The organism is Helicobacter pylori FD535, assembly GCF_000296015.2.
GTDB classification, from domain to species: domain Bacteria; phylum Campylobacterota; class Campylobacteria; order Campylobacterales; family Helicobacteraceae; genus Helicobacter; species Helicobacter pylori_CT.
On the sequence record NZ_AKHP02000045.1, the window covers coordinates 45027 to 71595 of the forward strand.

The window sequence follows — 26569 nt, forward strand, 5'->3', positions numbered from 1 at the left end:
AAAATTGGAATTTTTCTTTAGAATTTAATTTTAATCCAATTCTTTAAGGCGCTTCAATAATTCTTCTTCATTCAAAACGCTCACGCCATGTTTTTGCGCTAGAGCGAGTTTTGAGCCGGGGTTTTCTCCAACGATTAAAAAATCGGTTTTAGCACTCACGCTTGAAGAAATCTTTGCCCCTAAATTTTCTAACATTTGAGCGTATTCTTGCCGTGGTTTAGAAAGCGTGCCGGTTAAAACAATCGTTTTGTTACTGAAAATAGAAGAGCTTTCTTGCTTTTCTTCAGCTATATCGCTGTTTTTAGGGTTTAACAAATCAAATAACGATCGGATAAATTCCTGATTGCTCGCATAAAAATTGACTAAAGAGCGCGCCATTTCCGCCCCAAAGCCTTCCATTTCTAAAAACTCGGCTTCGCTTTTTTCTAACGCATTCAAGCCGTATCTGGCCAGCGTTTTACTCGCTCCCTTGCCGATATGCTCAATCCCTAAAGCGTTGATCAGACGCCATAAGGGAGGGTTTTTGCTTTTTTGAATAGCGTCTAATAGATTTTGAGCTTTTTTAGTTTTAAATTTGTCTAGCCGCATTAAATCTTCTGATTTTAAAGCATACAAATCCAGAGCGTTAAAAATGAGCTTTTCTTCAAAAAGTTGCTCTATGACTTTATCGCCCAAGCCTTGAATGTTTAAAGCGTCTTTAGAAGCGAAATGAATCAAGCTTTCTTTCAACCTTGCTGGGCAATTAAGGTTTTGACAATAAGTAAAAATCTCTTCGCACAAAAGCTCATGCGAACATATAGGGCAAACTTTGGGGCGTTCAATTTTGTGTTGCGAGCCGTCTCTATAAGATTCTAAAGGTTTGATGATTTTAGGGATCACATCGCCGCTTCTAATCACTACCACCCTATCATTGAGCATGATATTCTTTTTTTCAATTTCAGAATAATTGTGTAAGGTCGCTTTGGTAATTATAGCTCCAGCAATTTCTACAGGCTCTAAGATAGCTACCGGTGTGATCGCCCCGCTGCGCCCCACTTGGTTAATGACTCCTATGATTTTGGTGTGTTTTTCTAAAGCCGGGAATTTATAAGCGCAAGCGAATTTAGGGGATTTTTGCGTGTAGCCTAGCTCTTTTTGAATATCCAATTCATTCACAACGATCACCATGCCGTCTAACAGAGCAAAAAAGCCATCCCTTTCTTTAATTAAGGTGTGGTAATTTTCTTCTATTTCTTGGTGGTTTTTGTTTAGGCTTAAGTATTGAATAGTGCTAAAACCCAGCGAGACAATAAAATCCAAACACTCCTTAAAGCTTATAAAATTTAAAGAATGCTTGCCCACGCCCCAAGGAATGAATTGCAATTTACGCTTTTTAGTGATTTTACTATCAAGCTGTCTCAAACTCCCTGATGCGGCGTTTCTGGGGTTAGCGAATAGGGGTTCGTTGGCGTTTAAACGATCTTGGTTTAAAGCGTCAAAATCCTTTTTAGAAATGATCACTTCGCCCCTGATTTCTATTTCTCCCTTATAAGCGATAGCGTGGGGGATATTAGCGATGTGTTTAGCGTTTGTGCTAACTAATTCTCCTTCTGAGCCGTTGCCCCTAGTGGTCGCACTCACTAGCTTTCCATGTTGATACAAAAGATTGAGCGAAACCCCATCAAGTTTGGGCGAACACACGAACGAAGCACTAGGATAGGCCTTTAAAATGCGTTGCAACCATGCTTGCAATTCACTTTGATTGAACACATCATCTAAGCTCCACATCCGCATTAAATGGGGGTTTTTATTGAACGAATTGGTGGTAGTAGCCCCCACTTTTTGGGTAGGGGAATTAGCTTGAATATTATTAGGGTTTTTTTCTTCATAAGTTTTTAATTCTTGATAAAGTTCATCATAGACGGCATCGCTTACAATCGGATCATCAAGGTTGTAATAATGGTGTGAAAGATTATTTAAATATTCAATTCTTTCTAAATATTCTTTTTGGCTTTTTATCATGTTTGTAAAAACCTTTTAAACTAAATTAGGGTAGTATTATAACATTTAATCTTTTGATAGGGCTTTAGGGGAAATTAGGTGGTAAGAGATATTGACAAAACGACTTCGTTGCACTTAAACAACGAAGCGCAATTTCTGTGTTTTAGATTGGATAAAGAAAAAGACACCCAGCTTTATGGTTTAAACATTTTTAAGATCCGAGAAATCATCCATTATGATGGGGAGGTTACAGAGATTCTTGGGGGGAGCGATGGCATGATGCTTGGATTTTTGAGCGTTAGGGGCGAGTCTATCCCTTTAGTGGATGTGAAAAGGTGGTTGCATTATAACGCTAATGATAAAAGTCGCAATTTAACAGAATGCAGCGTTAAAGATGACCATAATTTGGTGATTGTGTGCCATTTTTCTAACCATTCCATCGCTCTAAAGGTTTTAAAAATTGAAAAAATCATTCATAAAAATTGGACTGAGATTAGCGCCGGGGACAAACAAGGCATTAATGAAGAGGGTAAGCTTATCGCTATCACTCGTTTTGATGAAGAGAGAGTGGTGCAGATCTTAGACGTGGAAAAGATGATTAGCGATGTTTTCCCTAGCTTGAAAGATTTAGACGATTTGACTTTGCGTTGCATAGAAGCCATTCAAAGCCAAAAACTCATTTTAATCGCTGAAGACTCTCTAAGCGCTCTTAAAACCCTAGAAAAAATCGTTCAAACTTTAGAATTGCGTTATTTGGCCTTCCCGAACGGGAGGGAATTGTTGGATTATTTGTATGAAAAAGAACATTACCAACAGGTCGGCGTGGTCATTACGGATTTAGAAATGCCTGTTATTTCAGGGTTTGAAGTGCTAAAAACCATTAAAGCTGATAATAGGACTGAGCATCTTCCTGTGATTATCAATTCGTCCATGAGCAGCGATTCTAACCGCCAATTAGCCCAATCTTTAGAAGCGGATGGTTTTGTGGTAAAATCTAACATTCTTGAAATCCATGAAATGCTTAAAAAAACGCTTTCATAAATTTAATTTTTGTTTTAATTTAAAGGGATAAAACATGCGAAGTCATTTCTGCACAGAAATCAGTGAAAAAGATGTGGGTAAAACCATCAAAGTGGCTGGGTGGTGTAACACTTATAGAGACCATGGAGGCGTGGTTTTTATTGATTTAAGGGATAAGAGCGGTTTAGTGCAACTGGTCTGTGATCCTAGCTCTAAGGCTTATGAAAAGGCTTTAGAAGTTAGGAGTGAATTTGTGCTAGTGGCTAAAGGAAAAGCGCGTTTAAGAGGGCCTGGTTTAGAAAACCCTAAACTAAAAACCGGTAAAATTGAAATTGTTTTAGAAGAGTTAGTCATTGAAAATAAAAGCGCTACCCCGCCGATTGAAATCGGCAATAAAAATGTGAATGAAGATTTGCGCTTGAAATACCGCTATTTGGATTTACGCTCTTTGAACGCTTATGAAATCTTTAAATTGCGTAGCAAAGTAGCTTTAACCGCCCGTAACGCTTTGGCTCAAAAGGGTTTTTTAGAGATTGAAACCCCCATTTTGTCTAAAACCACGCCTGAGGGGGCTAGGGATTATTTAGTGCCAAGCAGGGTGCATGAGGGTGAATTTTTCGCGCTCCCTCAAAGCCCGCAATTGTTCAAACAGCTCTTAATGGTGGGGGGAATGGACAGGTATTTTCAAATCGCTCGTTGCTTTAGAGATGAAGATCTAAGAGCGGACAGGCAGCCAGAATTCACCCAGATTGATGCGGAAATGAGTTTTTGTGATGAAGATGATGTGATGGGCGTGGTGGAAGATTTGTTGCAAGAGATTTTTAAAGCGATTGGGCATGATATTTCTAAACCTTTTAAACGCATGCCTTACAAGGAAGCGATGGAAAATTACGGGAGCGATAAGCCGGATTTACGCTTTGAATTGCCTTTAATAGAAGTGGGGGATTGTTTTATAGACAGCTCAAACGCTATTTTTTCTAATATCGCGCAAGATCCTAAAAACAAACGCATTAAAGCTTTGAACGTTAAGGGGGCTGATGCGGTTTTTAGCCGCAGCGTTTTAAAAGAATTAGAAGAATTTGTGCACCAATTTGGGGCTCAAGGCTTGGCGTATTTGCAAATTAAAGAAGACGGGATTAAAGGGCCTTTAGTTAAATTTTTAAGCCAAAAGGGGCTTAAGAATATTTTAGAAAAAACTGGTGCAAAAACTGGGGATATTGTCTTTTTTGGAGCCGGGGATAAAAAAATCGTGTTAGATTACATGGGGCGTTTGCGCTTGAAGGTGGCTGAAACGCTTGATTTGATTGATAAAGACGCTTTGAATTTCTTATGGGTAGTCAATTTCCCCATGTTTGAAAAAACCGAAAACGGCTATCATGCCGCACACCACCCTTTTACGATGCCTAAAAATATAGAATGCGAAGATATAGAAGAGATTGAAGCGCATGCGTATGATGTGGTGCTTAATGGCGTGGAGCTTGGTGGGGGGAGCATTAGGATTCATAAAGAAGAAATGCAAAAAAAAGTCTTTGAAAAAATCAATATCCACGAAGAGGAAGCACAAAAGAAATTTGGCTTTTTACTGGAAGCGCTAAAGTTTGGCGCTCCTCCTCATGGGGGCTTTGCGATAGGCTTTGATCGCTTGATCATGCTAATGACCAAATCCAACAGCATCAGAGATGTGATCGCTTTCCCTAAAACGCAAAAAGCTTCATGTTTATTGACTGACGCTCCTAGCCCCATTAATGAAGAGCAACTGAGAGAATTACACATTCGCTTGAGAAAATAATTTGAAAGGATAAGATATGAAACAACTATTTTTGATTATTGGAGCCCCAGGGAGTGGTAAAACCACTGATGCAGAGCTTATCGCTAAGAATAACAGCGGAAAAATCGCTCATTTTTCTACCGGTGATTTACTAAGGGCTGAGAGCGCTAAAAAGACCGAACGAGGCTTATTGATTGAGAAATTCACTTCTCAAGGCGAATTAGTGCCTTTAGCAATTGTGGTAGAAACGATCCTTTCAGCGATTAAAAGTTCTAGTAAAGGGATCATTTTAATTGATGGCTATCCTAGGAGCGTGGAACAAATGCGGGCTTTGGATAAGGAATTGAACGCTCAAAACGAAGTGGTCTTAAAAAGCGTGATTGAAGTGGAAGTGAGTGAAAACACCGCTAAAGAAAGGGTTTTAGGACGCTCTAGGGGGGCTGATGATAATGAGGTGGTGTTTCATAACCGTATGCGGGTGTTTTTGGATCCGTTGGGTGAGATCCAAAATTTTTACAAAAATAAGAAGGTGTATAAAGTGATCAATGGGGAGAGGAGCATTGAAGAGATTGTGGGCGAAATGCAAGAATATATTTTGTCTTTTGGGAATTAAAATGCACTCTCAAAGAAAATAAGCTGTGATTTGTGTCTATATCATTTCTTTAAAAGAAAGTCAAAGGCGTTTGGATACTGAAAAGCTCGTTTCAGAATCCAATGAAAAATTTAAGGGGCGTTGTGTTTTTCAAATCTTTGACGCTATTAGCCCTAAACATGAAGATTTTGAAAAATTCGTTCAAGAGCTTTATGACGCTCCGAGTTTATTGCAATCTGATTGGTATCATTCAGACATTAGCGATGGTTTGACTTTGCCTGAATTAGGGTGCTATTTAAGCCATTATTTTTTATGGAAAGAATGCGTTAAAACAAACCAACCGGTCGTTATTTTGGAAGATGATGCAGCGCTAGAATTTAACTTGATGCAAGCCCTAGAAGATTGCTTGAAAAGCCCTTTTGATTTTGTGAGACTCTATGGGTGCTATTGGTATTACCACGATACAAAATTCCATGTTTTACCCAAAGAATTTGTATTTCCTCCCTTTGATTCTTCTTTAAAAAATCGCTCTATTTTAGAAAAATGTAGAGAAATGTCAAATATTTTTATTGGCAAGCTTTCAAGCCTTTCTGTTTATAAATGCATCCATTTTGCTTTAGGTTTTCTCAAAAAAATACAAAGAAACTGTTACTCAACGCATGAAAAAGAAGCCTTTTTTTTAGAGCATTTCTATCTCACCAGCGTGTATGTGGCGTCTACAGCAGGATACTATATCACACCTAAAGGAGCTAAAACTTTTATAGAAGCCACGGAGCGTTTTAAAATCATAGAGCCGGTGGATATGTTCATAAACAGCCCCACTTACCATGGCATTGCTAACTTTACCTATGTGCCTTGCCCTGTTTCTTTAAGCGAGCATTCTTTAGACAGCACCATCCAAAAGCCCCAAAAAAAGAGCTTGAAATCTTACCCGCTTCCGCCTAAAAAATCAACTTTTAGGGGGCTTTTCTTTTATAGTCTCAATGCTAAAAAGCGTTTAAAAGCCTTTCACAAATACAGCAAACAATACGCTCCTTTAAAAACCCCTAAAGAGGTTTAAAAAGAGCGGGCTTTATGTTAGAATAAGTCTTTTTTATTATTCAAAGGAGATTGCAATGAATTTAGAAAAACTAGAAATTAGCCATGACGCTGACGCTTTGTGCGTGGTAATTGAAATATCCAAGCATTCTAATATCAAATACGAATTGGATAAAGAAAGCGGGGCTTTAATGGTGGATAGGGTGCTTTATGGAGCGCAAAATTACCCCGCAAATTATGGCTTTGTGCCTAACACTTTAGGATCTGATGGCGACCCTGTAGATGCGCTTGTTTTAAGCGATGTGGCTTTTCAAGCCGGGAGCGTGGTGAAAGCGCGCTTGGTTGGGGTTTTGAACATGGAAGATGAAAGCGGAATGGATGAAAAATTACTCGCTTTACCCATAGATAAGATCGATCCCACGCATTCCTATGTCAAAGATATTGATGATTTATCCAAACACACTTTAGATAAAATCAAGCATTTTTTTGAAACTTATAAGGATTTAGAGCCTAATAAATGGGTGAAAGTCAAGGGGTTTGAAAACAAAGAGAGCGCGATTAAGGTTTTAGAGAAAGCGATAAAAGCCTATCAAGGCTAAAGATTCTTAAGGGTTTTGGCTCAATTAAGCTTAAAAGCCCTTTTTAACGCTTTTTTAAAAAGGCTTTGTTTTTATTGGGTGTTGGTGTAAAAATGGCTTTATGTTTTAAAGCGGATTTTTGTATTAATTCCCCATAAAAAAGCGCCAAAAACTACAATTTAACGATTTTAACCCCACTGCCGCCTAAATTAATGGGAGCGTCGCTAAAGCTTACCACTTTAGGGTGGTTTTTTAAAAATTCTTTCACAAATTTTTCTAAAATCCCGCTCCCCTTGCCATGGCAAATAAGCACTTCTTCAAAACCCCCTAAAAGCGCGTCGTTTAAAAAAGCGTCTAGTAAATCCAGGGCTTCTTCGCTGCGTTGCCCCCTTAAATCAAGGCGCAAGCTCGCTTCTTTGGGTTTAGGAATGGTTGTTTTAGGGGGTTTGAATTTGTTTTTAGGGGGTTTTTGGATTTTTTTCAACAAACTCCCATGCGCTTTTAAACGCATGCCAAGCTCGGTTTCTATCCAATAATAGCCCTTGTCTAAAATTTGCACAATCAGCACGCTTTCATTTTTATAGCGCGCTTTTTCGTTGGCTTGAAAGCTCGTTATTATTTGGGGGATCTCTTGGTTTGTTTTATGCTTGTTTAAAATCTCGCTCGCTTTATGGATTTCTTTATGCATGGAGCTGGTATCTTTTGAAGCGACTTCGCTTTTTAAGATATTTAGGGCTTGTTGGTAGGATTTTTCCCATTCCAATTTTTTATTGTGAAAGATTTCTTTTTGTTTTTCCATTTCTAAAAGCCATGCGTTTTTTAAATCTTCTTGCTCTTTTAAAGCGTTCTCTAAATGTTCATTTTTTTGCTTCAATTCCCTTTCTAACGCGCTGGAATTTTCAATCAAAACATTCAATTTTTCCTTATCTTCGCCATAGAAGGCTTTCGCTTTTTCAATCAAAAAATGCGGCACGCCATAGCGCAAAGCGGTTTCAAACGCATAGCTTTTGCCAATAACCCCTTTTAAAAAAGTGTAAGTGGGCCGTTCTTTTTCCTCATCATAAAGAGCGGCTAATAATTCCACTTCCTTGTTTTCTGCCATTAATACGCTCAAGCGTTTGTGGTGCGTGGTGATAATGATTTGGTTGTTTTGTTTAAGCAATTTTTCTAATAGGGTTTTATACAAACTGCTCGCTTCATCAGCGTCAGTCCCTAGCTCAATTTCATCAACGCCTAAAAGCATGTTTTCTTTGGATAAAAGAGCGCTAAATTGCTTCATTCTGCCGGCAAAAGTAGAGATATTGTTCGCGCTGTTTTGGGGGTCATTAATAATGGCGTGGATTTCCTTAAAATAGGGGATAATGGAATGATGGGCGTTGATTTTCATAGGAATGAGATGCTTGCTTAAAAAAGCCGCGCTTAAAAGCGATTTTAAGAGCATGGTTTTCCCGCCCGCATTCACGCCGGTAACAGCGAGCATGGATTTTTCAAATTTCAAATTTAAGGGTTTTGGCTCTTTTAAAATGGGGTGCGAAAAGTTTTCTAAAATCATTTTTTTTTGAGTAAAGCTTGGCATGACAAATTCTAAATTGTAGGCTTTAGCGAAATTAAGCCGTGCTTGCAAGCTGTCTAAAAGATCAAATTCTTTAAAAAGGAATTTTAAAAATAAAAGGTGTTTTTGCAAACTATGGCTTAGAGTTTGACACATTTCAACGATACAACAATCTATTTCATTATCAATTTGCGCGATTTTTTGTGCGATTTTTTGCGCGCTTTCAGGCAAAAGATAGAAATAGCCATTAGCACTCCTTTCTAGCACAACGCCTTTAATCGCGCCAGAAAACCCGCTTTTTAGTAAAAGGCATTCATAACCATGCTTAAGGTGGCTTTGCGTATCCACTAAATAAGGGGCAAGCTCTTTAGAGTGGGCGTAATGGTGGATGATTTTAGCGCTCTCTTTTTTAAGGCGGCTCAAACTTTCATTCAAAGCGTCTAGGGTAGCGTTAGCCCCTTGTTTGATTTTTCCTTCATCATCAAATAAAGCGATTAGATCATTAAAAAAGGGGGGCAAGACAATAGCGTTAAGGCGTTCATGGAATTTTAAATGCGTGAAAGTTTTAAAAGCGTTTTGTAAAATGACAATGTAGCGCAATCGTTTGACAATCTCATAGATTTCATCTAAATGGAGTGTCCCTAATTTGGTGAGTTTGATGATAATAAGATCGCTTTCTTTCACGCTTTTAGGGGTGGGCAAACCGATCGCATCCACTTCAGTTAAATAAGTGAAAGCCTGTTTGAGATCGCTTTCTAAAGCAATAGTATCTCGTTCTTTGGCAAAAAAGGTTTTAAAAAGAGCGATAAACTCTTTTAAATCCAGGCTTTCTTCTAGGGGTTTTGGTGGGGTATTATTATTATTATTCATTAGGGGTTCATTGAGGGTTGGATTAAGGGATCTTTTTGAAGCATCTGACAAGAATCCAAATCCACAAGAACGTCTTTCATAGGGGTTTGTTTTTTGCCTAAAAAGCTCAAAGTCCCGCTCACTAAATTAAAGGTTTGATTATTCACTTTAATGCCTTTACACAACAAGGTTTCCCCCCTTAAAAACGCTCTTTGCAAAGCGATTTCTTGCTGGTTTTGCTGGTTTTGTTGATAAGTATAAACGCTTATGCTTGCTCCTATAATCCCTACGATTAAAAAAGCCACAAGTTTTTGTTTAGGGCTTGCTAAACCAAAATCCCTTAAAACTAAAAACAATAAAACTAGCGTTAAAAATAAAACAACCGCTGCACCCATTACATTTCGCCTCTCAATTGATAGGTAATATCCCCCGCTCCAAAGCCTATCACAAAGCCTTTTTGGATCGTTTCTACCACATTATCATTGACTAAGAGCTCTAAAAAATCCCCCTTTTTACGCACCCTGTCTATAAAGGTGGGGTTATAATGCTTAAAATGGGCTTTCAAATCAATATCTCTTTTAACTTCGCTCGCGCTATAAACGGGCAAGATGATCAATCTGTCGCAATGCTCTAAAAAACATTTTTTAAACTCTTCTAAATTATCCATTAAGCGGGAGTATTTGTGCGCTTGCCAGATCACTACAATCTTTTCTTGCGTGTCCAATAAGTCAGCATAAATCCTAGCGCTTTTTAAAGTGGCGCTGATTTCAGTGGGGTGGTGGGCGTAATCATCGATGAGGATGAGCGCGTTTTTTTGCAAAATATCAAAGCGTTTTTTAATGCCCTTGAAATTCAATAAATTATTTCTAATTTCTTCTAAATCCAATTCATCTAAAGCGCTTAAAATGGCCAAACTCGCATTCGTGGCGTTGTGTTCGCCTAACCCCCACACCAAAAAAGCCCCCAAATCTTTCAATTCAAATGAAGTGTAAGGTTCGCCATCTTTTAAAATGTATTTAATATTATAAATGTCTTTTTTTTCCAAAACAACAGCGTCTTTAGAATAGTTTTTTAAAAAAGGATCTTCTTTATAGATCACTCTTTTTTGAGCATGGTCTAAAAAATATTCATAAGCAAAGAAAAAACGCTCCAAATCGTGATCATAATGCTCCAAATGTTCTGGCTCTGTGTTAGGCACAATCGCAGCATAAGGGTTAGAAAATAAAAAACTTGAATCGCTCTCATCGGCTTCAAAAACCAAGCTATCATTCGCGCTCTCCCGCACATTGGAATCAAACTCTTTAGAATGCGCCCCAATAATCGCTCCAAAAAAGGGGCAAATCGCGCTTAACATGGCCGTGATACTGCTTTTTCCATGAGCCCCGCACACGCTAAAAACGCGCTTGTCTTTAAGGATAGAATACAAAGCGTCTTTACGAGATAAAATAGGGATTTCTAATTCCTTAGCCCTTTGTATTTCGGTATTGTCTTCTTTAATAATGGCGGAATGAATGATGACATCTTGATTGTTGATCGCTTTTGGATCATGCGGGATATTAATTTCTACGCCTAAAGCTTTCAAATACTTAACGCTGGGGCTTATGGCAATATCAGAGCCGCTGATTGTAGCCCCTTGCGCTTTAAGGTATTTGGCTAAGCCTGAAATGCCAATCCCCCCTATACCGATAAAATGGATCTTGCAATCTTGCATGTTTTTGAGTAAAACTTTTGGGGTTTCAAGCATGACTTTCTCGATAAGATTCTATGATTTCTAAAGGCTTTTCTAAAAAGGGGGTGTCATAGACAAGGGCTAAACGCACGCAATCAGTGCCGATACGATTACGCCCTAAATACAAAGCCGGTAAAGTAATAATGCCTTCGTTTTGATAAAGCGTTTTTGCAAAATTTTCGCCGTTTTGAACGGGCAGATACACGTAAAAACTATAAGGGTAAATGAGCGTGTTTTTGAATATTTTTCGCGCTAGTTTCAAATTATTCGCATAAATATTGCGGAAAAATTCTGCATGCCTATCATCTAGCCAAGCCGCTTCACTAGCCTTTTGGATCGCATTAGCGCTCGTATAGCCTAAATAAGTGCGAAACGCTTTGTATTTTTCTAAAATGCGGCTATCCCCAGCGATAAAACCACTCCTTAGCCCTGGAGCGCTAGAGCGTTTGGAGAGCGAATGGATAACCAAAACATTTTTAAACGCTTCATTACCAATAAGCTTGCAAGCTTCTAAAAGCGAAGGGGGAGGCGTGTTTTCATAAATTTCACTATAACATTCATCATTAATTAAAATAAAATCATGTTTTAAAGCGAGTTTGACCCAATTAATCAGCTCTTCTAAAGAAAGGGTTCTTCCGGTGGGGTTGTTGGGGGAATTTAAGATCACTAAATCCACTTCTTGCAACTCTTTTTCATTCAAGCTTGGAGTGAAATCATTTTCTTTAGTTAAGGGCATTAAAAGGCTTTTAGCTCTAGCGAATTGGGCCGCTCCTTCATAGATTTGATAAAAGGGGTTAGGGTAGGCGATAGTGGGGTTTGGATAATCAAATAAAACAAAACTAGGGAAATTGAATAACACTTCCCTAGATCCTAGCGTGGAGATGAGTTCGTTTTCTTTCAATTCTATTTTAAAACGGCGTTTGAAAAAACCTCTTTGAGCCTCTCTCAAACTCTCTTCAAACACGCTTTTAGGGTAGATATTGAGCGAATGAGCGTGGTTTTTAAGAGCGTCTTGAATGAATTGGGGCGTTTCAAATCGCGGCTCGCCGATGCCTAAATCTAGCCCCCTTTTTTTAGGGGTGATTTCTTTAAACAAGGCTCTTAATCGTTCAAAAGGATAAGGCTCAAAGGTCATAGGGCTACTTTAATCTTAAAATGGAATGGTTAATCTTACCTAAAATTTAAGCGTTATGGTATGAAACCACCAAGAAAGAGTATAATAGCGCGTAAGAATTTAACTGATGAAGAGGTTTGATGCTGGAAAATAGAGTTAAGACCAAGCAAATTTTTATCGGTGGCGTGGCCATAGGGGGTGATGCTCCCATAAGCATGCAAAGCATGACCTTTAGTAAAACCGCTGATATTGAAAGCACTAAAAATCAAATTGACCGACTCAAACTCGCCGGAGCCGATTTAGTGAGGGTAGCGGTGAGTAATGAAAAGGACGCCCTAGCCTTAAAAGAATTGAAAAAAGTGTCTCCTTTGCCTTTAATCGCTGATATTCATTTCCATTATAAATTCGCTCTCATTGCCGCTCAAAGCGTGGATGCGATTAGGATTAACCCCGGAAACATCGGTTCTAAAGACAAGATCAAAGCGGTGGTTGGTGCTTGTAAAGAAAACAACATTCCTATAAGAATTGGCGTGAATGCCGGGAGTTTAGAAAAGCAGTTTGATCAAAAATACGGACCCACTCCAAAAGGCATGGTGGAAAGCGCTTTGTATAACGCCAAGCTTTTAGAGGATTTGGATTTTACTGATTTTAAGATTTCTTTAAAAGCGAGCGATGTCATGCGCACCATAGAAGCTTATAGAATGCTACGCCCTCTTGTGATCTATCCTTTCCATTTGGGGGTTACTGAAGCGGGTAATCTTTTCAGCTCCAGTATCAAATCCGCCATGGCTTTAGGGGGGCTTTTAATGGAGGGCATTGGGGATACGATGCGCGTGTCCATCACAGGGGAATTAGAAAATGAAATCAAAGTGGCCAGAGCGATTTTACGCCATAGCGGGCGTTTGAAAGAAGGGATTAATTGGATTTCTTGCCCCACTTGCGGGCGCATTGAAGCCAATTTAGTGGATATGGCGAGCAAGGTAGAAAAACGCCTGAGCCACATTAAAACCCCTTTAGACATCAGCGTGATGGGTTGCGTGGTGAATGCTTTAGGCGAAGCCAAGCATGCAGACATGGCGATCGCTTTTGGGAATCGCAGCGGTTTGATCATTAAAGAGGGTAAAGTCATTCACAAACTGGCTGAAAAGGATTTGTTTGAAACTTTTGTGATAGAAGTGGAAAATCTGGCTAAAGAAAGAGAAAAGAGTTTAAAGGATTAGGCATGATCAATAAGTTTAAAAATTTTGTGAGCAACTACCAGCAATCCAACCACTATAAAGAGCCTTTAGGTTTTGGCATTGCCAGAGTGGATATTGCCCCTATTTCTAAAAAGATTTTATGCGCCACTTACCCCGTTTTGAACTGGAAAGATGAAAATTTAGGCTCTTATGCGGTGTTTTGCAACTCGCTTTCTAAAGAAAAAATCCTAAAAGAAAGCGCGAGCGAGCGCGTCATTGAGATTGATGAAAGTTTTGTGTTAAAAGCACTGGATTTTTATACTCCCTTTTTGAATGAAGCCTATTCTAATAAAATGGCTCATAAAAACATCCAGGTGGTTTTAGAGCTTTTAAAAGCTTTGGAAGAAAATCGTCTGAAAAATAGCGATGGGGAGTCTCTTTATCGCTTGGTGATCTTGTATGAAGATAAGCCTTGCGAGAGTGTGGAGAGCGCGTATATGAAACTTTTAGCGCTCTCTTTAGGTAAAGCCCCTTTAAGGAGTTTGAATTTAGAGGGTATTTTTAACCAGCTTTCTAATGCGGCTTGGAGCGGCAACAAGCCTTATGAATTGGAATGGCTTAGAATGAACGAAGTGGCTTTAAAAATGCGAGGCCATTTCCCTAGCATTGATTTTATAGATAAATTTCCGCGTTATTTGATGCAACTAATCCCTGAGTTTGATAATATCCGCTTATTGGATAGCTCAAAAACGCGCTTTGGGGCGTATTTAGGAACCGGTGGTTACACTCAAATGCCCGGGGCTAGTTATGTGAATTTTAACGCAGGGGCTATGGGAGTGTGCATGAATGAGGGGCGTATTTCTTCGTCAGTGGTGGTGGGGGCAGGCACTGATATTGGTGGGGGAGCGAGCGTGTTAGGCGTTTTAAGCGGAGGGAATAACAACCCCATTAGCATCGGAAAAAATTGTTTGCTAGGGGCTAATAGCGTTACCGGTATTAGTTTAGGCGATGGCTGTATTGTGGATGCAGGCGTTGCGATACTAGCTGGGAGCGTGGTAGAAATTGAAGAAAATGAGTTTAAAAAACTTTTAGAAGTGAATAGCGGTTTAGAAAAACATGCCAATAATCTTTACAAAGGCAAAGAGCTTTCCGGAAAAAATGGCGTGCATTTCCGTTCCAACAGCCAAAATGGCAAGCTGATCGCTTTTAGGAGCGTGAAAAAAATTGAGTTGAATCAAAACCTGCATTAAGGATTAAAAGAATGCTCAAAAAAAGTTTGTTATTGCTTGTTTTTTTAGCCTTACAGCTTAGCGGTGCTGAAGAAAATAATCAAGCCCCAAAAAACACGCCCCCTGAATTAAACCCCGCTAACGCTAAGGGCGCACCAAACCCTAACACCCAGATCACCCCTAAAAACGATAACTCTAACCTGTTAGACCAATTAGGTTCGCCTGAAAACGCTCAAACCGAGCTTTCTGCCGGTATTGAACTGGCTAAAAAGGGCGATTATCAAGGGGCTTTTAGGCTTTTTTCCCAATCGTGCGATAATGGTAATGCGGCCGGGTGTTTTGCGGTGGGGGCGATGTATGCTAACGGGGTAGGGATCCAAACGAACAGACTAAAAGCCGCTCGCTATTATGAAATGGGTTGCAGTGGGGGCGATGCAACCGCTTGCGCGAATCTGGCTCAAATGTATGAAAACAAGAAAAATGCGGATACGAACGATAAAGAAAACGCTTTGCAATTGTATGCGGTGGCTTGTCAAGGGGGGGATATGCTCGCATGCAATAATTTAGGGTGGATGTTTGCTAACGGGAGTGGGGTCCCAAAAGATTATTACAAAGCGATAAGTTATTATAAATTTTCATGCGAGAATGGGAATGATATGGGGTGCTATAATTTGGGCTTGATGTCTAATGTGAATAATATTTATGGCATTGATAAGGCCAAGCTCAGTCAAGTGGATTTGAATTATTTGGCTTGTAACGCTGGGGATATGATGGGGTGCGCGAATTTAGGCTGGATTTATGCGAATGGGGATTTAGGGGCTCCTTTGAACAACCACTATGCAGCGAAATATTTCCAAATGGCATGCGATGGGGGGATTTTGGGGAGCTGTAACAATTTAGGCGTGCTGTATCAAAAGGGCTTAGGCGTGCCTCAAGATGATCAAAGGGCTTTGGATTTATTCTCGTATGCATGCGATAATGGTTTTGAGTCAAGCTGCCGTAATTACGGGAATTTCAAAGAGCATTTATTGCGCGTGAATCCTAATTACGGGCGCTTGTTCATGCCGTATCATTCTTATGAGATACCCTAGTAGGGGTATTTTGAAATCATTCTCGCCCCATAACTAAACCCCCAAAAAGATCGCATTTTTAAGAGATTAGCGTTTGCTTTGTGCAAGCTCTTTTATCTTTTTTTAGATAAATTCAGCCTCAAATTGCGGTTTTTTCAAAAATTTAAGCTATCTTTTTTTTTTTTTTTTTGATTTGATACTCGGTGTGATTTTAATCTTATTTAAAAGGAAAAGCGATGAGAGTGAAAGAAAGCACCATTAACGACTTTTTTGCCTTAACAGGCACGATATTTTCTATCCCTGTATATCAGAGGAACTACACTTGGGAAGAAGAAAATTGTGAAAAATTACTGCAAGATATTATCAATATCTCTCAAAACAAGAAAACGCATTTCATGGGTTCTATCACTTATATTTTGCATTCGATTGATGATGAAAAGAGCTTAAGACAACTGCAAGAATTTGTCATCATTGACGGGCAGCAAAGGATTACCACTCTCATGCTTTTGCTTAAAGCCATAGAGACCAAGATACCAAATGAAGGGATAAAAAAAGAGATTGACGGACTGCTCAATCTTACAGGACAAAAGCTGCGCTTAAAACCCATTAAAAGCGACAAAGAAGCCTTTGATCTGGTCATGCAAAATCGATCGCATGAAATACAAGGCGTATCACACATCAGGAATAATTATAAATTTTTCACCAAAGAGCTTGACAATTATATCAGCAAAGGGTATCGCATAGAAGAGATTTATGGCGCGTTTTTGCGGCTCAAAATCGTAGCCATAGGCTTAGAGTTAGGCGAAGACGATCCGCAAGTGGTGTTTGAAAGCATCAACGCTACAGGCGTGCAATTAAAAGGGCTGGATCTCATCCGCAACTATCTGATGATGGGGGAAAATTCTGATAACCAAAATCATCTTTATAATACTTATTGGGTTCCTTTAGAAGATTGGCTTGGTGAAAAGGATTTGAATGATTTTATCAAAACCTATTTGAGAATCTACCTTGAAAAGAAATTAAGTGAGGGAGAGCGCGAAGTGTATTACGCGCTAAAAGACCATCACAGAGACAATTTCTCTGATAATATACAAGGTCTTATGAGCGATATGCGTGAATATGGCAGAATCTATCAAATCTTTTTAGACAGAGATCATTATTTTTTACATCGTGGAGACCCGCAACAGTTAGCGAATTTACGCCTGCGCATTAAAGATCTTGTGAAAATCAAATTTGGCGTGGCAAAGCCCTTTATTTTGCGTTGCGCTAGAGACTTTGAAGAAGGCAAATTGGATTATGAAAACTTCCATGAAATTTTGCAAATCCTTATCAGCTACTTCGTGCGCCGGAGCGTGTGTGGGGATCCTGCCCCTGCACTTGCTGAACTTCTTTATTCTTTATACAGACAGCTAGGGGAAAATGTTTCAGCCGATGCGTTGAAGCGGTATTTGGGCAAGAGCGTTGGACGAACGGCGTTCCCTAATGACGATAAAATTAAAGCGGCGTTTGCTGTGCGTAACGCTTATGCAGCAAATCAAGTGTGCAAATTCATCCTGCTTGAGATTGAAAAATTAAGCAACGCCGAACCGCCAAGAGAAGAAAATCTAGAAGTGGAGCATTTCTACCCCAAAACCCCCACCCAAGAATGGCGCGATAAGGTGGGGGATTATTTCACTTTTGAGCAAGACTACCTCAATAATTTTGGGAATCTAACCTTATCAGGGCAAAATCAAAAGCTTGGCAACAAACCTTACGAGGCAAAAATAGAGCTTATGGAAAAATACAGCTCCTTGCATTTAAACGACTATTTCATCAATAACACCCATTCTTGGGGGATAGAGGAAGTGAAGGCTAGGAGCGAATATTTAGCGGATCAATTTTGTCAAGTGGGATTGTTTAAAGATTTGCCTAAAGAATACCGCACCAGAGAGCTTCACAAAACCCTTGATGATGACTTAACTTCCTATAATCTTCAAAGCGTTAAGCTCCCCAATTATGAAAGGAAAATAGCAAGAAACGCTAAGGAATTAGCTAGCGCTGTCATAGACTACTTGCTAGAAAACACCAGAGAAGCCTTTGAAAGCTACACAGATGAAGAGCCAAGATATATTTGTTGGGATAAGGCAAAAGCGCAATTAAGGGATAGAGATGGCACTCTTGTTGTGCCTTTTGAAAAATACGGATTCTACTTTGTGAGCAATGCGAGTTATCAAACGGTGGGCAGTAATCTTAAAGATCTCATCTTAGGCTGTGATCTCAATCCTAAAGACTTTATTGTGGAATGAACAAGCCCCCCCAAGCCCCCCAAAGAAATAGGGGGGGGTTAAAAAAATTTTAAAATCACTTGCCAAAAGCTTGGCACAAATGCACGGTTAGGGAGTTAAGATACTGCTCTACTTGGGGGTTTTTCATTACATCGTTGCAAATAAAAGTAGGCAGCGCTGAAAGCCCTAAAAATTGGAACGCCTTGTGCAAATGCAAATACACCACATCCACACCCACCCCTTCAAAAAATTCGTTAGGATCAGTAAAGGCTTCAATGGGAGCGTTCCAGGTCAAGCTCAACATGTATTTTTTGCCTTGCATCAAGCCCCCTTTCCCGTAGTTTTTAGTGGGGTTTTGCGAACTTCTGCCATCGCTAGCATAAAGCTTTCCATGCCCTGCGCTAAAGACTTCATCAATGTATTTTTTCACAATCCAAGGCTCTCCCATCCACCAACCAGGCATTTGCCAAATGGTCGCATCAGCGTTAAAGACTTTCTCCACTTCTTGGCTCTTTTCATAGCCTTTATCCACGATTGTTGTATCCACTTCTAGCCCTAAAGACTCTAGAGTCTTTTTTGCATGATCAGTCAAGGTTTCATTGAGTTTCCCCCCAGAATGCCCGAACGCTTTGGCCCCGTTAATGATGAGTACTTTTTTCATTTTGTTCCTTTTTTAATAAAATAGGGGGGAATTCTATCCAAATGAAACTTAAGATTAAAGAAATTCCCTCAATCTAAATAAAAACTAAAAATAATCCATTGCAGTTGTATTATTTTTATTATGTTAAGATAATGAAAATTTCTAATTAAGGAGTGGTCATGTTCTACGATGAAAAAAAGACCTATCAAAAGATTGAAGAACGCCTTGAGATAGTCAGCTCGTTTAACGCTCACAACGAGCATAAAAACTTGCAAGACGAGTTTAAAGGTGCGGGCATTTCCAGGCGCGATTTATTGAAGTGGGCGGGCATGATGAGTACTACTTTAGCTTTGCCGGCTAGTTTTGCTCCCTTGACTTTGAAGGCGGTAGAGGTGGCTAACAGATTGCCCGTGATTTGGTTGCACATGGCAGAATGCACCGGTTGTAGCGAAAGTTTGTTAAGGAGTGCAGACCCCACCATTGATAGCATCATTTTTGATTACATCAACCTAGAATACCATGAGACCATCATGGTAGCGAGCGGTTTTCAAGCTGAAAAAAGCTTGCATGACGCCATAGAAAAGCACAAAAACAATTACATTTTAATGGTAGAGGGCGGTATCCCCCAAGGCACCGAATACTTTCTCACTCAAGGCCCGAACGCTGAAACGGGGGCTGAAGAGTGCAGAAAGGCGGCCCAATACGCAGCCGCTATTTTTGCCATAGGCACATGCTCAAGTTTTGGGGGCGTTCAAGCGGCTTACCCTAACCCCTCTAACGCGCAACCCTTGCATAAAATCATCAATAAACCTGTGATCAATGTTCCCGGTTGCCCGCCTAGTGAAAAAAATATCGTGGGCAATGTGCTTTATTACTTGATGTTTGGGGCTCTCCCTAAATTGGATGCGTATAACCGCCCTTCTTGGGCTTATGGGAATAGGATCCATGATTTGTGCGAAAGGAGAGGGCATTTTGATGCGGGCGAGTTTGTGGAGCATTTTGGCGATGAAAACGCTAAAAGGGGCTTTTGTTTGTATAAAATGGGCTGTAAAGGGCCTTACACTTTCAATAATTGCTCCAAACTCCGCTTCAATTCACACACCTCTTGGCCCATAGGTGCAGGGCATGGGTGCATAGGGTGTTCTGAGCCTAATTTTTGGGATACGATGAGTCCTTTTGAAGAGCCTTTGGCGAATCGCTCCATTAAAACCGCCTTTGATGGATTAGGGGCTGATAAAGTCGGCACGACTTTACTCAGCGCAACCGCTATTGGCATTGCTGCGCATGCGCTCCTTTCTAAAGCGATCAAAAACAAAGAGTAAGGGATTAACATGTCAAAAAAAATCGTAGTCGATCCTATCACTAGGATTGAGGGGCATTTAAGGATTGAAGTGATTGTAGATGATGATAATGTGATCACCGATGCGTTTTCTTCTTCTACGCTTTTTAGGGGGCTAGAGACGATCATTAAGGGCAGAGACCCACGAGATGCAGGCTTTATCGCTCAAAGGATTTGCGGGGTATGCACTTATTCGCATTATAAGGCTGGTATCACTGCGGTAGAAAACGCTCTAGGCATCACCCCCCCATTGAACGCGCAATTGGTGCGATCTTTGATGAACATGGCGTTGCTTTTTCATGACCATGTGGTGCATTTCTATACTTTGCATGGGCTTGATTGGTGCGATATTATGAGCGCTTTAAAAGCCGACCCCGTTCAAGCGGCAAAACTTTCTTTCAAATACAGCCCTTATCCCATTAATACCGGTGCGGGTGAATTAAAAGCGGTTCAAAAACGCTTGAACGATTTCGCTAAAGGCGGATCTTTAGGGCCTTTTAGTAATGGCTATTACGGGCATAAAACCTATCGTTTAAGCCCAGAGCAAAATTTAATCGTCTTAAGCCACTACCTCAAGCTTTTAGAAATCCAAAGGGAAGCAGCGAAAATGACCGCTATTTTTGGGGCCAAACAGCCTCACCCACAAAGCCTAACGGTAGGGGGTGTTACGAGTGTTATGGATATATTGGATCCGACTAGATTAGCTGAATGGAAGAGCAAGTTTGAAGTGGTGGCTCATTTCATCAACCATGCCTACTATCCTGATTTGGTGATGGCAGGCGAAATGTTCGCTAATGAGCCATCCGTTATTAAAGGCTGTGGTTTAAGGAATTTTATCGCTTATGAAGAAGTGTTGCTCGGGAGGGATAAATACCTTTTGAGTAGTGGGGTGGTGCTTGATGGGGATATTTCTAAATTACACCCCATTGATGAGAGTTTAATTAAAGAAGAAGTTACGCATTCTTGGTATCAATATGAAGACACTAAAGAAACGCAGCTCCACCCTTATGACGGGCAAACTAACCCGCATTATACCGGTTTAAAAGACGGCGAGAGCGTGGGGATTGAAAATAAAATCATCCCTGCTAAAGTGCTTGACACTAAAAATAAATATTCTTGGATCAAATCGCCCAGATACGATAGTAAGCCCATGGAAGTAGGCCCTTTAAGTTCCGTAGTGGTAGGTTTAGCAGCGAAAAACCCTTATGTTACTGAAGTGGCTACGAAGTTTTTAAAAGACACTAAACTGCCTTTAGAGGCGTTGTTTTCAACGCTTGGGCGCACAGCTGCAAGGTGTATTGAAGCTAAAACGATCGCTGATAATGGCCTTTTGGCGTTTGATGCGTTAGTGGAAAATCTAAAAAGCGATCAAAGCACTTGCGCTCCCTATCACATTGATAAAAATCAAGAATATAAAGGGCGCTACATTGGTCAAGTGCCAAGGGGCATGCTAAGCCATTGGGTGCGTATTAAAAACGGCGTGGTGGAAAATTATCAAGCGGTGGTGCCTTCTACTTGGAATGCGGGGCCTAGAGATTCTCAAAATCAAAGGGGGGCTTATGAAATGAGTTTGATTGGCACTAAAATCGCTGATTTAACCCAACCTTTAGAAATCATTAGGACTATCCATTCTTTTGATCCATGCATCGCATGCTCGGTGCATGTGATGGATTTTAAAGGGCAGTCTTTAAACGAGTTTAAAGTAGAGCCTAATTTCGCTAAATTCTAAAAAGGGTTACGCATGGATAAAATGAATAAGGTCGTTTTACACAAAGAATATTCCGGTTTTGTGCGCTTTTTCCACTGGGTTAGGGCTTTGAGTATTTTTACTTTAATCGCTACAGGGTTTTACATCGCTTACCCTTTTTTGCAGCCTAATTCCAGCTTTTATAAAGGGGTGTATCTTTTACAAGCTTATGTGCGCTCTTTTCATGTCATGTTTGGGTTTTTGCTCATTAGCGCCTTAATCTTTAGAACCTATCTTTTTTTCACTAAAGAAAGCTTGATGGAGCGCAGGAGTTTTAGCCAACTTTTAAGCCCAAAAGCCTGGATCGATCAGATGAAAGCGTATTTTCTTATCAGCGGCAAACCCCACACTAAAGGATCGTATAACCCTATCCAACTCGTGGCTTATTCCACCTTGATTGTTTTGATAGTGTTGATGAGTTTGAGCGGAATAGTGCTGTATTATAATGTCTATCATGCGGGGCTTGGAGCGTTTTTAGGAAGCGCTTTTAAGTGGTTTGAAGCGCTTTGTGGGGGGTTAGCGAATGTTCGTTTTATCCACCACTTAGCGACTTGGGGGTTTATTTTGTTTGTCCCTGTGCATGTTTATATGGTGTTTTTCCATTCTATCAGGTATGAAAGTTCGGGGGCGGATTCTATGATTAATGGCTATGGTTATACCAAAGAATGAGTGAAAAAATCCTAATTCTAGGCATTGGCAATATCCTTTTTGGCGATGAAGGGATTGGGGTGCATCTAGCCCACTATCTCAAAAGGAATTTTTCTTTTTTCCCTAGCGTGGATATTATAGATGGGGGGACAATGGCTCAGCAACTCATTCCTTTAATCACTTCGTATGAAAAGGTTTTGATTTTGGATTGCGTGAGCGCTAAAGGCGTTGAGATAGGATCAGTCTATGCCTTTGATTTTAAGGACGCTCCTAAAGAAATCACATGGGCTGGGAGCACGCATGAAGTGGAAATGCTACACACTTTAAGGCTCACGGAGTTTTTAGGGGATTTGCCTAAAACTTTTATCGTGGGGCTTGTGCCTTTTGTGATAGGGAGCGAGACCACTTTCAAGCTTTCAAGCGAAATTTTAAACGCTTTAGAAACAGCCTTAAAAGCCATAGAAACCCAACTCAACGCATGGGGGGTTACAATGCAACGCACCGATCATATCGCATTAGAATGTATCGCTGAACTCTCTTATAAGGGTTTTTGAATTGGCGTTTGTCTTTCTTTTTAAATGCGTTAATGAAGAAACAAGCCTGAATTTTACGCCCCTTTTAGAGCGAATGGCGTTCAATTTGCAAGCGCGTTTTTATAGCGTTTATAAGGACAATACGACTTCTTTCTACCTCCAAGCGAGCGCTGAAACCACTTTAGAATTCGCGCAAAAACTCAGCGAAATCCTGCCCTTTTCTTTAGATTTTAGCTTTTTGTCTTTAAAGGAAATCACAGAGCCTTTAGATGAAAATCTTTTCCAAACAACAAGCCTTTCAAAGCCCCTTTTTATGAACGCTAAAGAGCATCAAGATTTTTTAGACAAAGATTCATCTTTGTATGCCAATGCGTTGGGTTTTGTCAAAAACACCGCTTTTAAGGGGGCTATAATCCATAGCCCTAAAGAGCTTATAGACTGCTTAACCCAATTAAAAGAGGCGCTTAAAACACAAGATTTTATCCCTATTCACACTTCTAGGGGGGCATTATCCCTTTCTTTAAAAAATCCCTCTCCAAGCGTTATTTTTAGCGATCTTTCCAGCGTTTTGAGCTGCACTAAATTGCCTTTAGAGGACGCTAAATATTTGGCTAGTTTGGAAAAACCCTCTATCAAAGCCTCTTTAAAAAGCGTGTTTAAGGACACTTTTAAAAACGATGAAATCATAGCCCAACTACCCTTTGACCCCATATTGAATTTATTGTGCCGTATTTTACAAGATGAGGGTATAGAATTTGTTTTTATCCATGCAAACAATCCGCAAGAAGCGCTTTTGCATTATGAAGCGCTTTTTAAAACCCCTAAGCGCCTGATCACGCCCACTAAAAAATTCGTGTTAGAAAACAATCTTTCTGCCATTGCTTTTAAAGATGAATTAGAGTTTTTAAAAGAAACGCCGCATTCTATCGTTTTGTATCTCAGTTTCAAGCGCCCTACAAGGTTGTTATTGCATGCTAATGGTTCTTTGAAAACGCTTTTAAGCGTCAGTTTTGATTTCAATCAATCGTTTAACCTCCTCAAACAAGATGAAAAAGCCTCTAGAATGCTAAAAAACTACGCTACCAAATTCCCTAATTTTTACGCGCGCCTTTTAGAGCTTTCTAAATACAATCTAGGGGGCGCGAATTTATTGGATTTTTTCCAAATTTTAGGGTTTGTTTTGGGTTATAGTGAGGATTTTTGCGCCCAAAGCGTTGTTTCTTTGGCTAAAGAATGCTTACGCCCTAAAGGCCCTAGGATTGATTATAAAATCCTTAAAAACGATTCTTTCAAAATGGCTTTAAACTTTTCAAAGATCATGCACAGCGCGATGAGTTTCAGGCTCGCAGGCGTGGAAAATGAAATCTTGAGTTTGGGGATTTTGGATTCTTTAGCGGAGTTTTTAGGGAATTTCATTTGGGATAATGCACAGAATTTCAGCGTCCAAGAAGTAACGATCGCTGGAGATTTCTTCGGCGAAAAAGTGTTTTTGGATTTGTTTGTGCAATATTTCCCCAAAACCCTAACCCTTAAAACGCATGCGTTTTTGGATTATGAATAAGGGCTTAAAAGCGGATGTGTATCATCAACCCGCCGTCCATGTATTGGGTTTTTTTGCTTTTAGTCCTTTCAAAATAAGGTCCAAAAGACAGAGCTTTATTGAAATTAACAACTGGCATGCTCACCCCTTCGGCGATATTGTTTTTAGCGAGTTGTTTGTAAAACTTTTTGTCGCTTTTTTTATGGCTTTTAAGGCTAGGGCTTTTTTCTAAATCCACGCCTTCTAGGCCACTATTTTTAGTGAAATCATAAAGCTTTTTGTCGCTTTTTTTATGGCTTTTAAGGCTAGGGCTTTTTTCTAAATCCACGCCTTCTAGGCCACTATTTTTAGTGAAATCATAAAGCTTTTTGTCGCTTTTAGCCTCGGTTTCTAAATCCACTGCGAACATGCTACTATAAGCCACAAACGATACAAGAAATAAATTTTTAACTATACGCATAAGATCTCCTATATAGTCTTTTTCCATCACATCACCCTAGCATGTTAGAAATAACCATTAGAAAACACAAGCGCGTTTGAGTAAAAACACCAATCACGCTCGCTAAAGCCACTCAATCAATAAAAAGCGTAAGGGAAGTATCCAGGCGCTCCATACCCATAAGACCCATAAGGCATGAAACCATAGGGCATGTAATAATAAGGCATGTAATAATAAGGCATGTAATAGCCTCCATACATCCCGTTTTGCATGGGCGAATTGAGATTATCCACTGAATTGTAAAAGCCGTTTAAAGAGCCATAAGCGTTATAATTAGTGAAACGATTGATTAAAGGCGTGGTGTGCGCATCAATAGTGGCGTTTTCTTGCTGGATGGCGCTTTCTTCTCTGGCGACTTCTTGGGCTTTAGTCTCTTTAGGATCTTTCACTAGCACTTCTTCTATGGGCACATTCGCCCCACAAGCGCTTAACAGATAGGCTAAAAAGCCAGTGTTTAAAAAAAGAATGATTTTAGAGAGGTGAGCGGATTGGTTGGGTAAAAAAGTTTTATTGTTTTGATGCATGGGATTTCCTAAATTTTAAAAATAACTAAAGATTAACATGTTTTTAATTTAATATTCATTAAGCGGTGGTTTTGTGGCTATTTTATTATTTTAATTGTGTTTTTCATTAAAACCCAACCACTAAAATCTTATTTTTATGATAAAATACCTAATCATAATATCAAATCTTAAACCAAAGAAAAACCATGAAAAAAGCTCTCTTACTAACTCTCTCTCTCTCTCTCTCGTTCTGGCTCCACGCTGAAAGGAATGGATTTTATTTAGGTTTAAATTTTCTAGAAGGAAGCTATATCAAAGGGCAAGGCAGCATCGGCGAAAAAGCTTCAGCAGAAAACGCCTTAAATGAAGCGATCAATAACGCAAAAAATTCAGTATTCCCCCAACAAAACACAAAAGCCATAAGAGATGCGCAAAACGCCTTAAATAAAGTGAAAGATTCAACAAAAATCGCTAACCGATTCGCAGGAAATGGTGGATCGGGCGGTCTTTTTAGCGAACTCAGCTTTGGGTATAAATATTTTTTGGGTAAAAAAAGGATTATAGGGTTTAGGCACTCTCTTTTTTTCGGTTACCAACTTGGTGGCGTTGGTTCTGTTCCTGGCAGCGGTTTAATTGCTTTTTTACCTTATGGTTTCAATACGGATTTGCTCATTAATTGGACTAACGATAAGCGAGCGTCCCAAGAATACGTTCAACGAAGGGTAAAAGGGCTCTCTATATTTTACAAAGACATGACCGGCAGAACGCTAGACGCTAACACATTAAAAAAAGCATCAATGCATGTATTTAGAAAATCTTCAGGGCTTGTGATTGGCATGGAAATAGGGGGTAGCACTTGGTTTGCAAGTAACAATCTCACCCCTTTCAATCAAGTCAAAAGCCACACGATTTTTCAGTTGCAAGGAAAATTTGGTGTTCGTTGGAATAATGATGAATACGATGTTGATCGCTATGGCGATGAAATATATCTTGGGGGTTCTAGCGTGGAATTAGGGGTTAAAGTGCCAGCCTTTAAAGTCAATTACTATAGCGATAATTATGGGGATAAATTGGATTATAAAAGAGTGGTGAGCGTTTATCTTAACTATACATACAACTTTAAAAACAAACATTAAAGCATGCTTTTTATCGCTCTTTA

At 39.8% G+C, this 26569-nt stretch carries 23 protein-coding genes; 15 read left to right on the forward strand and 8 right to left on the reverse strand.

The features are described from left to right. Positions 1–30: 30 nt before the first annotated feature. On the reverse strand, positions 31–2001 hold the full coding sequence (gene ligA, locus DV63_RS14960; RefSeq protein WP_000597571.1) for an NAD-dependent DNA ligase LigA: 1971 nt from the start codon (positions 1999–2001) through the stop codon (positions 31–33). Positions 2002–2079: 78 nt separating this feature from the next. Here ligA and DV63_RS14965 point away from each other — a divergent pair, with 78 nt between their 5' ends. The 5 genes from DV63_RS14965 to ppa are packed head-to-tail and all read left to right on the forward strand — an operon-like array spanning position 2080 to position 6997. After that, a complete protein-coding gene (locus DV63_RS14965) occupies positions 2080–3021 on the forward strand; it encodes a chemotaxis protein (RefSeq protein ID WP_000251173.1) in 942 nt (313 codons plus the stop codon). 34 nt (positions 3022–3055) lie between these two features. Then, positions 3056–4789, forward strand: a complete 1734-nt coding sequence (gene aspS / locus DV63_RS14970) for an aspartate--tRNA ligase (RefSeq protein WP_001256440.1) — start codon at positions 3056–3058, stop codon at positions 4787–4789. A 16-nt stretch (positions 4790–4805) separates the two neighbouring features. Then, the gene (locus DV63_RS14975; protein WP_000811290.1) at positions 4806–5381 is read left to right on the forward strand and encodes an adenylate kinase; all 576 of its coding nucleotides are present in this window, start codon (positions 4806–4808) and stop codon (positions 5379–5381) included. 25 nt (positions 5382–5406) lie between these two features. After that, positions 5407–6420 (forward strand): glycosyltransferase family 25 protein, encoded by a 1014-nt coding sequence (locus DV63_RS14980; RefSeq protein WP_000564176.1) that lies wholly within the window; start codon positions 5407–5409, stop codon positions 6418–6420. A gap of 55 nt (positions 6421–6475) precedes the next feature. Beyond that, entirely contained in the window at positions 6476–6997 is a 522-nt protein-coding gene (gene ppa, locus DV63_RS14985) for an inorganic diphosphatase (RefSeq protein WP_001047358.1), read from the forward strand. Between the two features lie 151 nt (positions 6998–7148). Here the strand turns inward: ppa and DV63_RS14990 are convergent, their stop codons facing one another. The 4 genes from DV63_RS14990 to DV63_RS15005 are packed head-to-tail and all read right to left on the reverse strand — an operon-like array spanning position 7149 to position 12241. Continuing rightward, the gene (locus DV63_RS14990) at positions 7149–9398 is read right to left on the reverse strand and encodes an endonuclease MutS2 (RefSeq protein WP_001063744.1); all 2250 of its coding nucleotides are present in this window, start codon (positions 9396–9398) and stop codon (positions 7149–7151) included. Further along, positions 9398–9772, reverse strand: coding sequence for a hypothetical protein (locus DV63_RS14995; protein WP_000500524.1), 375 nt, complete (start codon positions 9770–9772; stop codon positions 9398–9400). The genes DV63_RS14990 and DV63_RS14995 overlap by 1 nt, the downstream gene beginning before the upstream one ends. Beyond that, the gene (gene murC / locus DV63_RS15000) at positions 9772–11121 is read right to left on the reverse strand and encodes a UDP-N-acetylmuramate--L-alanine ligase (RefSeq protein ID WP_000894817.1); all 1350 of its coding nucleotides are present in this window, start codon (positions 11119–11121) and stop codon (positions 9772–9774) included. The genes DV63_RS14995 and murC overlap by 1 nt, the downstream gene beginning before the upstream one ends. Then, positions 11114–12241 (reverse strand): succinyldiaminopimelate transaminase, encoded by a 1128-nt coding sequence (locus DV63_RS15005; protein ID WP_000142400.1) that lies wholly within the window; start codon positions 12239–12241, stop codon positions 11114–11116. The genes murC and DV63_RS15005 overlap by 8 nt, the downstream gene beginning before the upstream one ends. Before the next feature lie 119 nt (positions 12242–12360). Here DV63_RS15005 and ispG point away from each other — a divergent pair, with 119 nt between their 5' ends. The 4 genes from ispG (at position 12361) to DV63_RS15025 (ending at position 17982) form a co-directional block, all read left to right on the forward strand. Next, positions 12361–13440 carry a flavodoxin-dependent (E)-4-hydroxy-3-methylbut-2-enyl-diphosphate synthase gene (ispG, locus tag DV63_RS15010; RefSeq protein ID WP_000892442.1) on the forward strand — a complete coding sequence of 360 codons (1080 nt, stop codon included), beginning with the start codon at positions 12361–12363 and terminating at the stop codon, positions 13438–13440. A gap of 2 nt (positions 13441–13442) precedes the next feature. Continuing rightward, complete coding sequence (locus DV63_RS15015) at positions 13443–14648, forward strand: 2,3,4,5-tetrahydropyridine-2,6-carboxylate N-succinyltransferase (RefSeq protein ID WP_000608579.1); 1206 nt, start codon at positions 13443–13445, stop codon at positions 14646–14648. Positions 14649–14659: 11 nt separating this feature from the next. Beyond that, entirely contained in the window at positions 14660–15718 is a 1059-nt protein-coding gene (locus DV63_RS15020) for a tetratricopeptide repeat protein (protein ID WP_000914838.1), read from the forward strand. Positions 15719–15933: 215 nt separating this feature from the next. Next, positions 15934–17982, forward strand: coding sequence for a DUF262 domain-containing protein (locus DV63_RS15025; protein WP_001264046.1), 2049 nt, complete (start codon positions 15934–15936; stop codon positions 17980–17982). Between the two features lie 55 nt (positions 17983–18037). Here DV63_RS15025 and mdaB read toward each other — a convergent pair whose 3' ends face one another. Then, entirely contained in the window at positions 18038–18622 is a 585-nt protein-coding gene (mdaB, locus tag DV63_RS15030) for an NADPH:quinone oxidoreductase MdaB (RefSeq protein ID WP_000756639.1), read from the reverse strand. Between the two features lie 158 nt (positions 18623–18780). Here mdaB and DV63_RS15035 point away from each other — a divergent pair, with 158 nt between their 5' ends. From DV63_RS15035 to hydE, 5 genes are read left to right on the forward strand one after another with little or no spacing between them, the layout of a single operon-like run. After that, positions 18781–19923 (forward strand): hydrogenase 1 small subunit, encoded by a 1143-nt coding sequence (locus DV63_RS15035; protein WP_020982455.1) that lies wholly within the window; start codon positions 18781–18783, stop codon positions 19921–19923. Between the two features lie 9 nt (positions 19924–19932). After that, on the forward strand, positions 19933–21669 hold the full coding sequence (locus DV63_RS15040) for a nickel-dependent hydrogenase large subunit (RefSeq protein ID WP_000038102.1): 1737 nt from the start codon (positions 19933–19935) through the stop codon (positions 21667–21669). Positions 21670–21681: 12 nt separating this feature from the next. Next, positions 21682–22356, forward strand: coding sequence for a Ni/Fe-hydrogenase, b-type cytochrome subunit (gene cybH, locus DV63_RS15045; protein WP_000359964.1), 675 nt, complete (start codon positions 21682–21684; stop codon positions 22354–22356). Beyond that, positions 22353–22889 (forward strand): hydrogenase biosynthesis protein HydD, encoded by a 537-nt coding sequence (gene hydD, locus DV63_RS15050; RefSeq protein WP_001290844.1) that lies wholly within the window; start codon positions 22353–22355, stop codon positions 22887–22889. Before cybH ends, hydD begins: the two co-directional genes overlap by 4 nt. A 1-nt stretch (position 22890) precedes the next feature. After that, positions 22891–24429, forward strand: a complete 1539-nt coding sequence (gene hydE, locus DV63_RS15055) for a hydrogenase biosynthesis protein HydE (RefSeq protein WP_000896172.1) — start codon at positions 22891–22893, stop codon at positions 24427–24429. A 4-nt stretch (positions 24430–24433) separates the two neighbouring features. Here hydE and DV63_RS15060 read toward each other — a convergent pair whose 3' ends face one another. Further along, positions 24434–24898 carry a hypothetical protein gene (locus tag DV63_RS15060; RefSeq protein WP_080220056.1) on the reverse strand — a complete coding sequence of 155 codons (465 nt, stop codon included), beginning with the start codon at positions 24896–24898 and terminating at the stop codon, positions 24434–24436. A gap of 86 nt (positions 24899–24984) precedes the next feature. After that, positions 24985–25431, reverse strand: a complete 447-nt coding sequence (locus tag DV63_RS15065) for a hypothetical protein (protein WP_000554076.1) — start codon at positions 25429–25431, stop codon at positions 24985–24987. A gap of 185 nt (positions 25432–25616) precedes the next feature. Between DV63_RS15065 and oipA the strand changes: the two genes are divergently transcribed. After that, positions 25617–26546, forward strand: a complete 930-nt coding sequence (gene oipA / locus DV63_RS15070; RefSeq protein WP_000709752.1) for an outer inflammatory protein OipA — start codon at positions 25617–25619, stop codon at positions 26544–26546. Positions 26547–26569 lie beyond the last annotated feature (23 nt).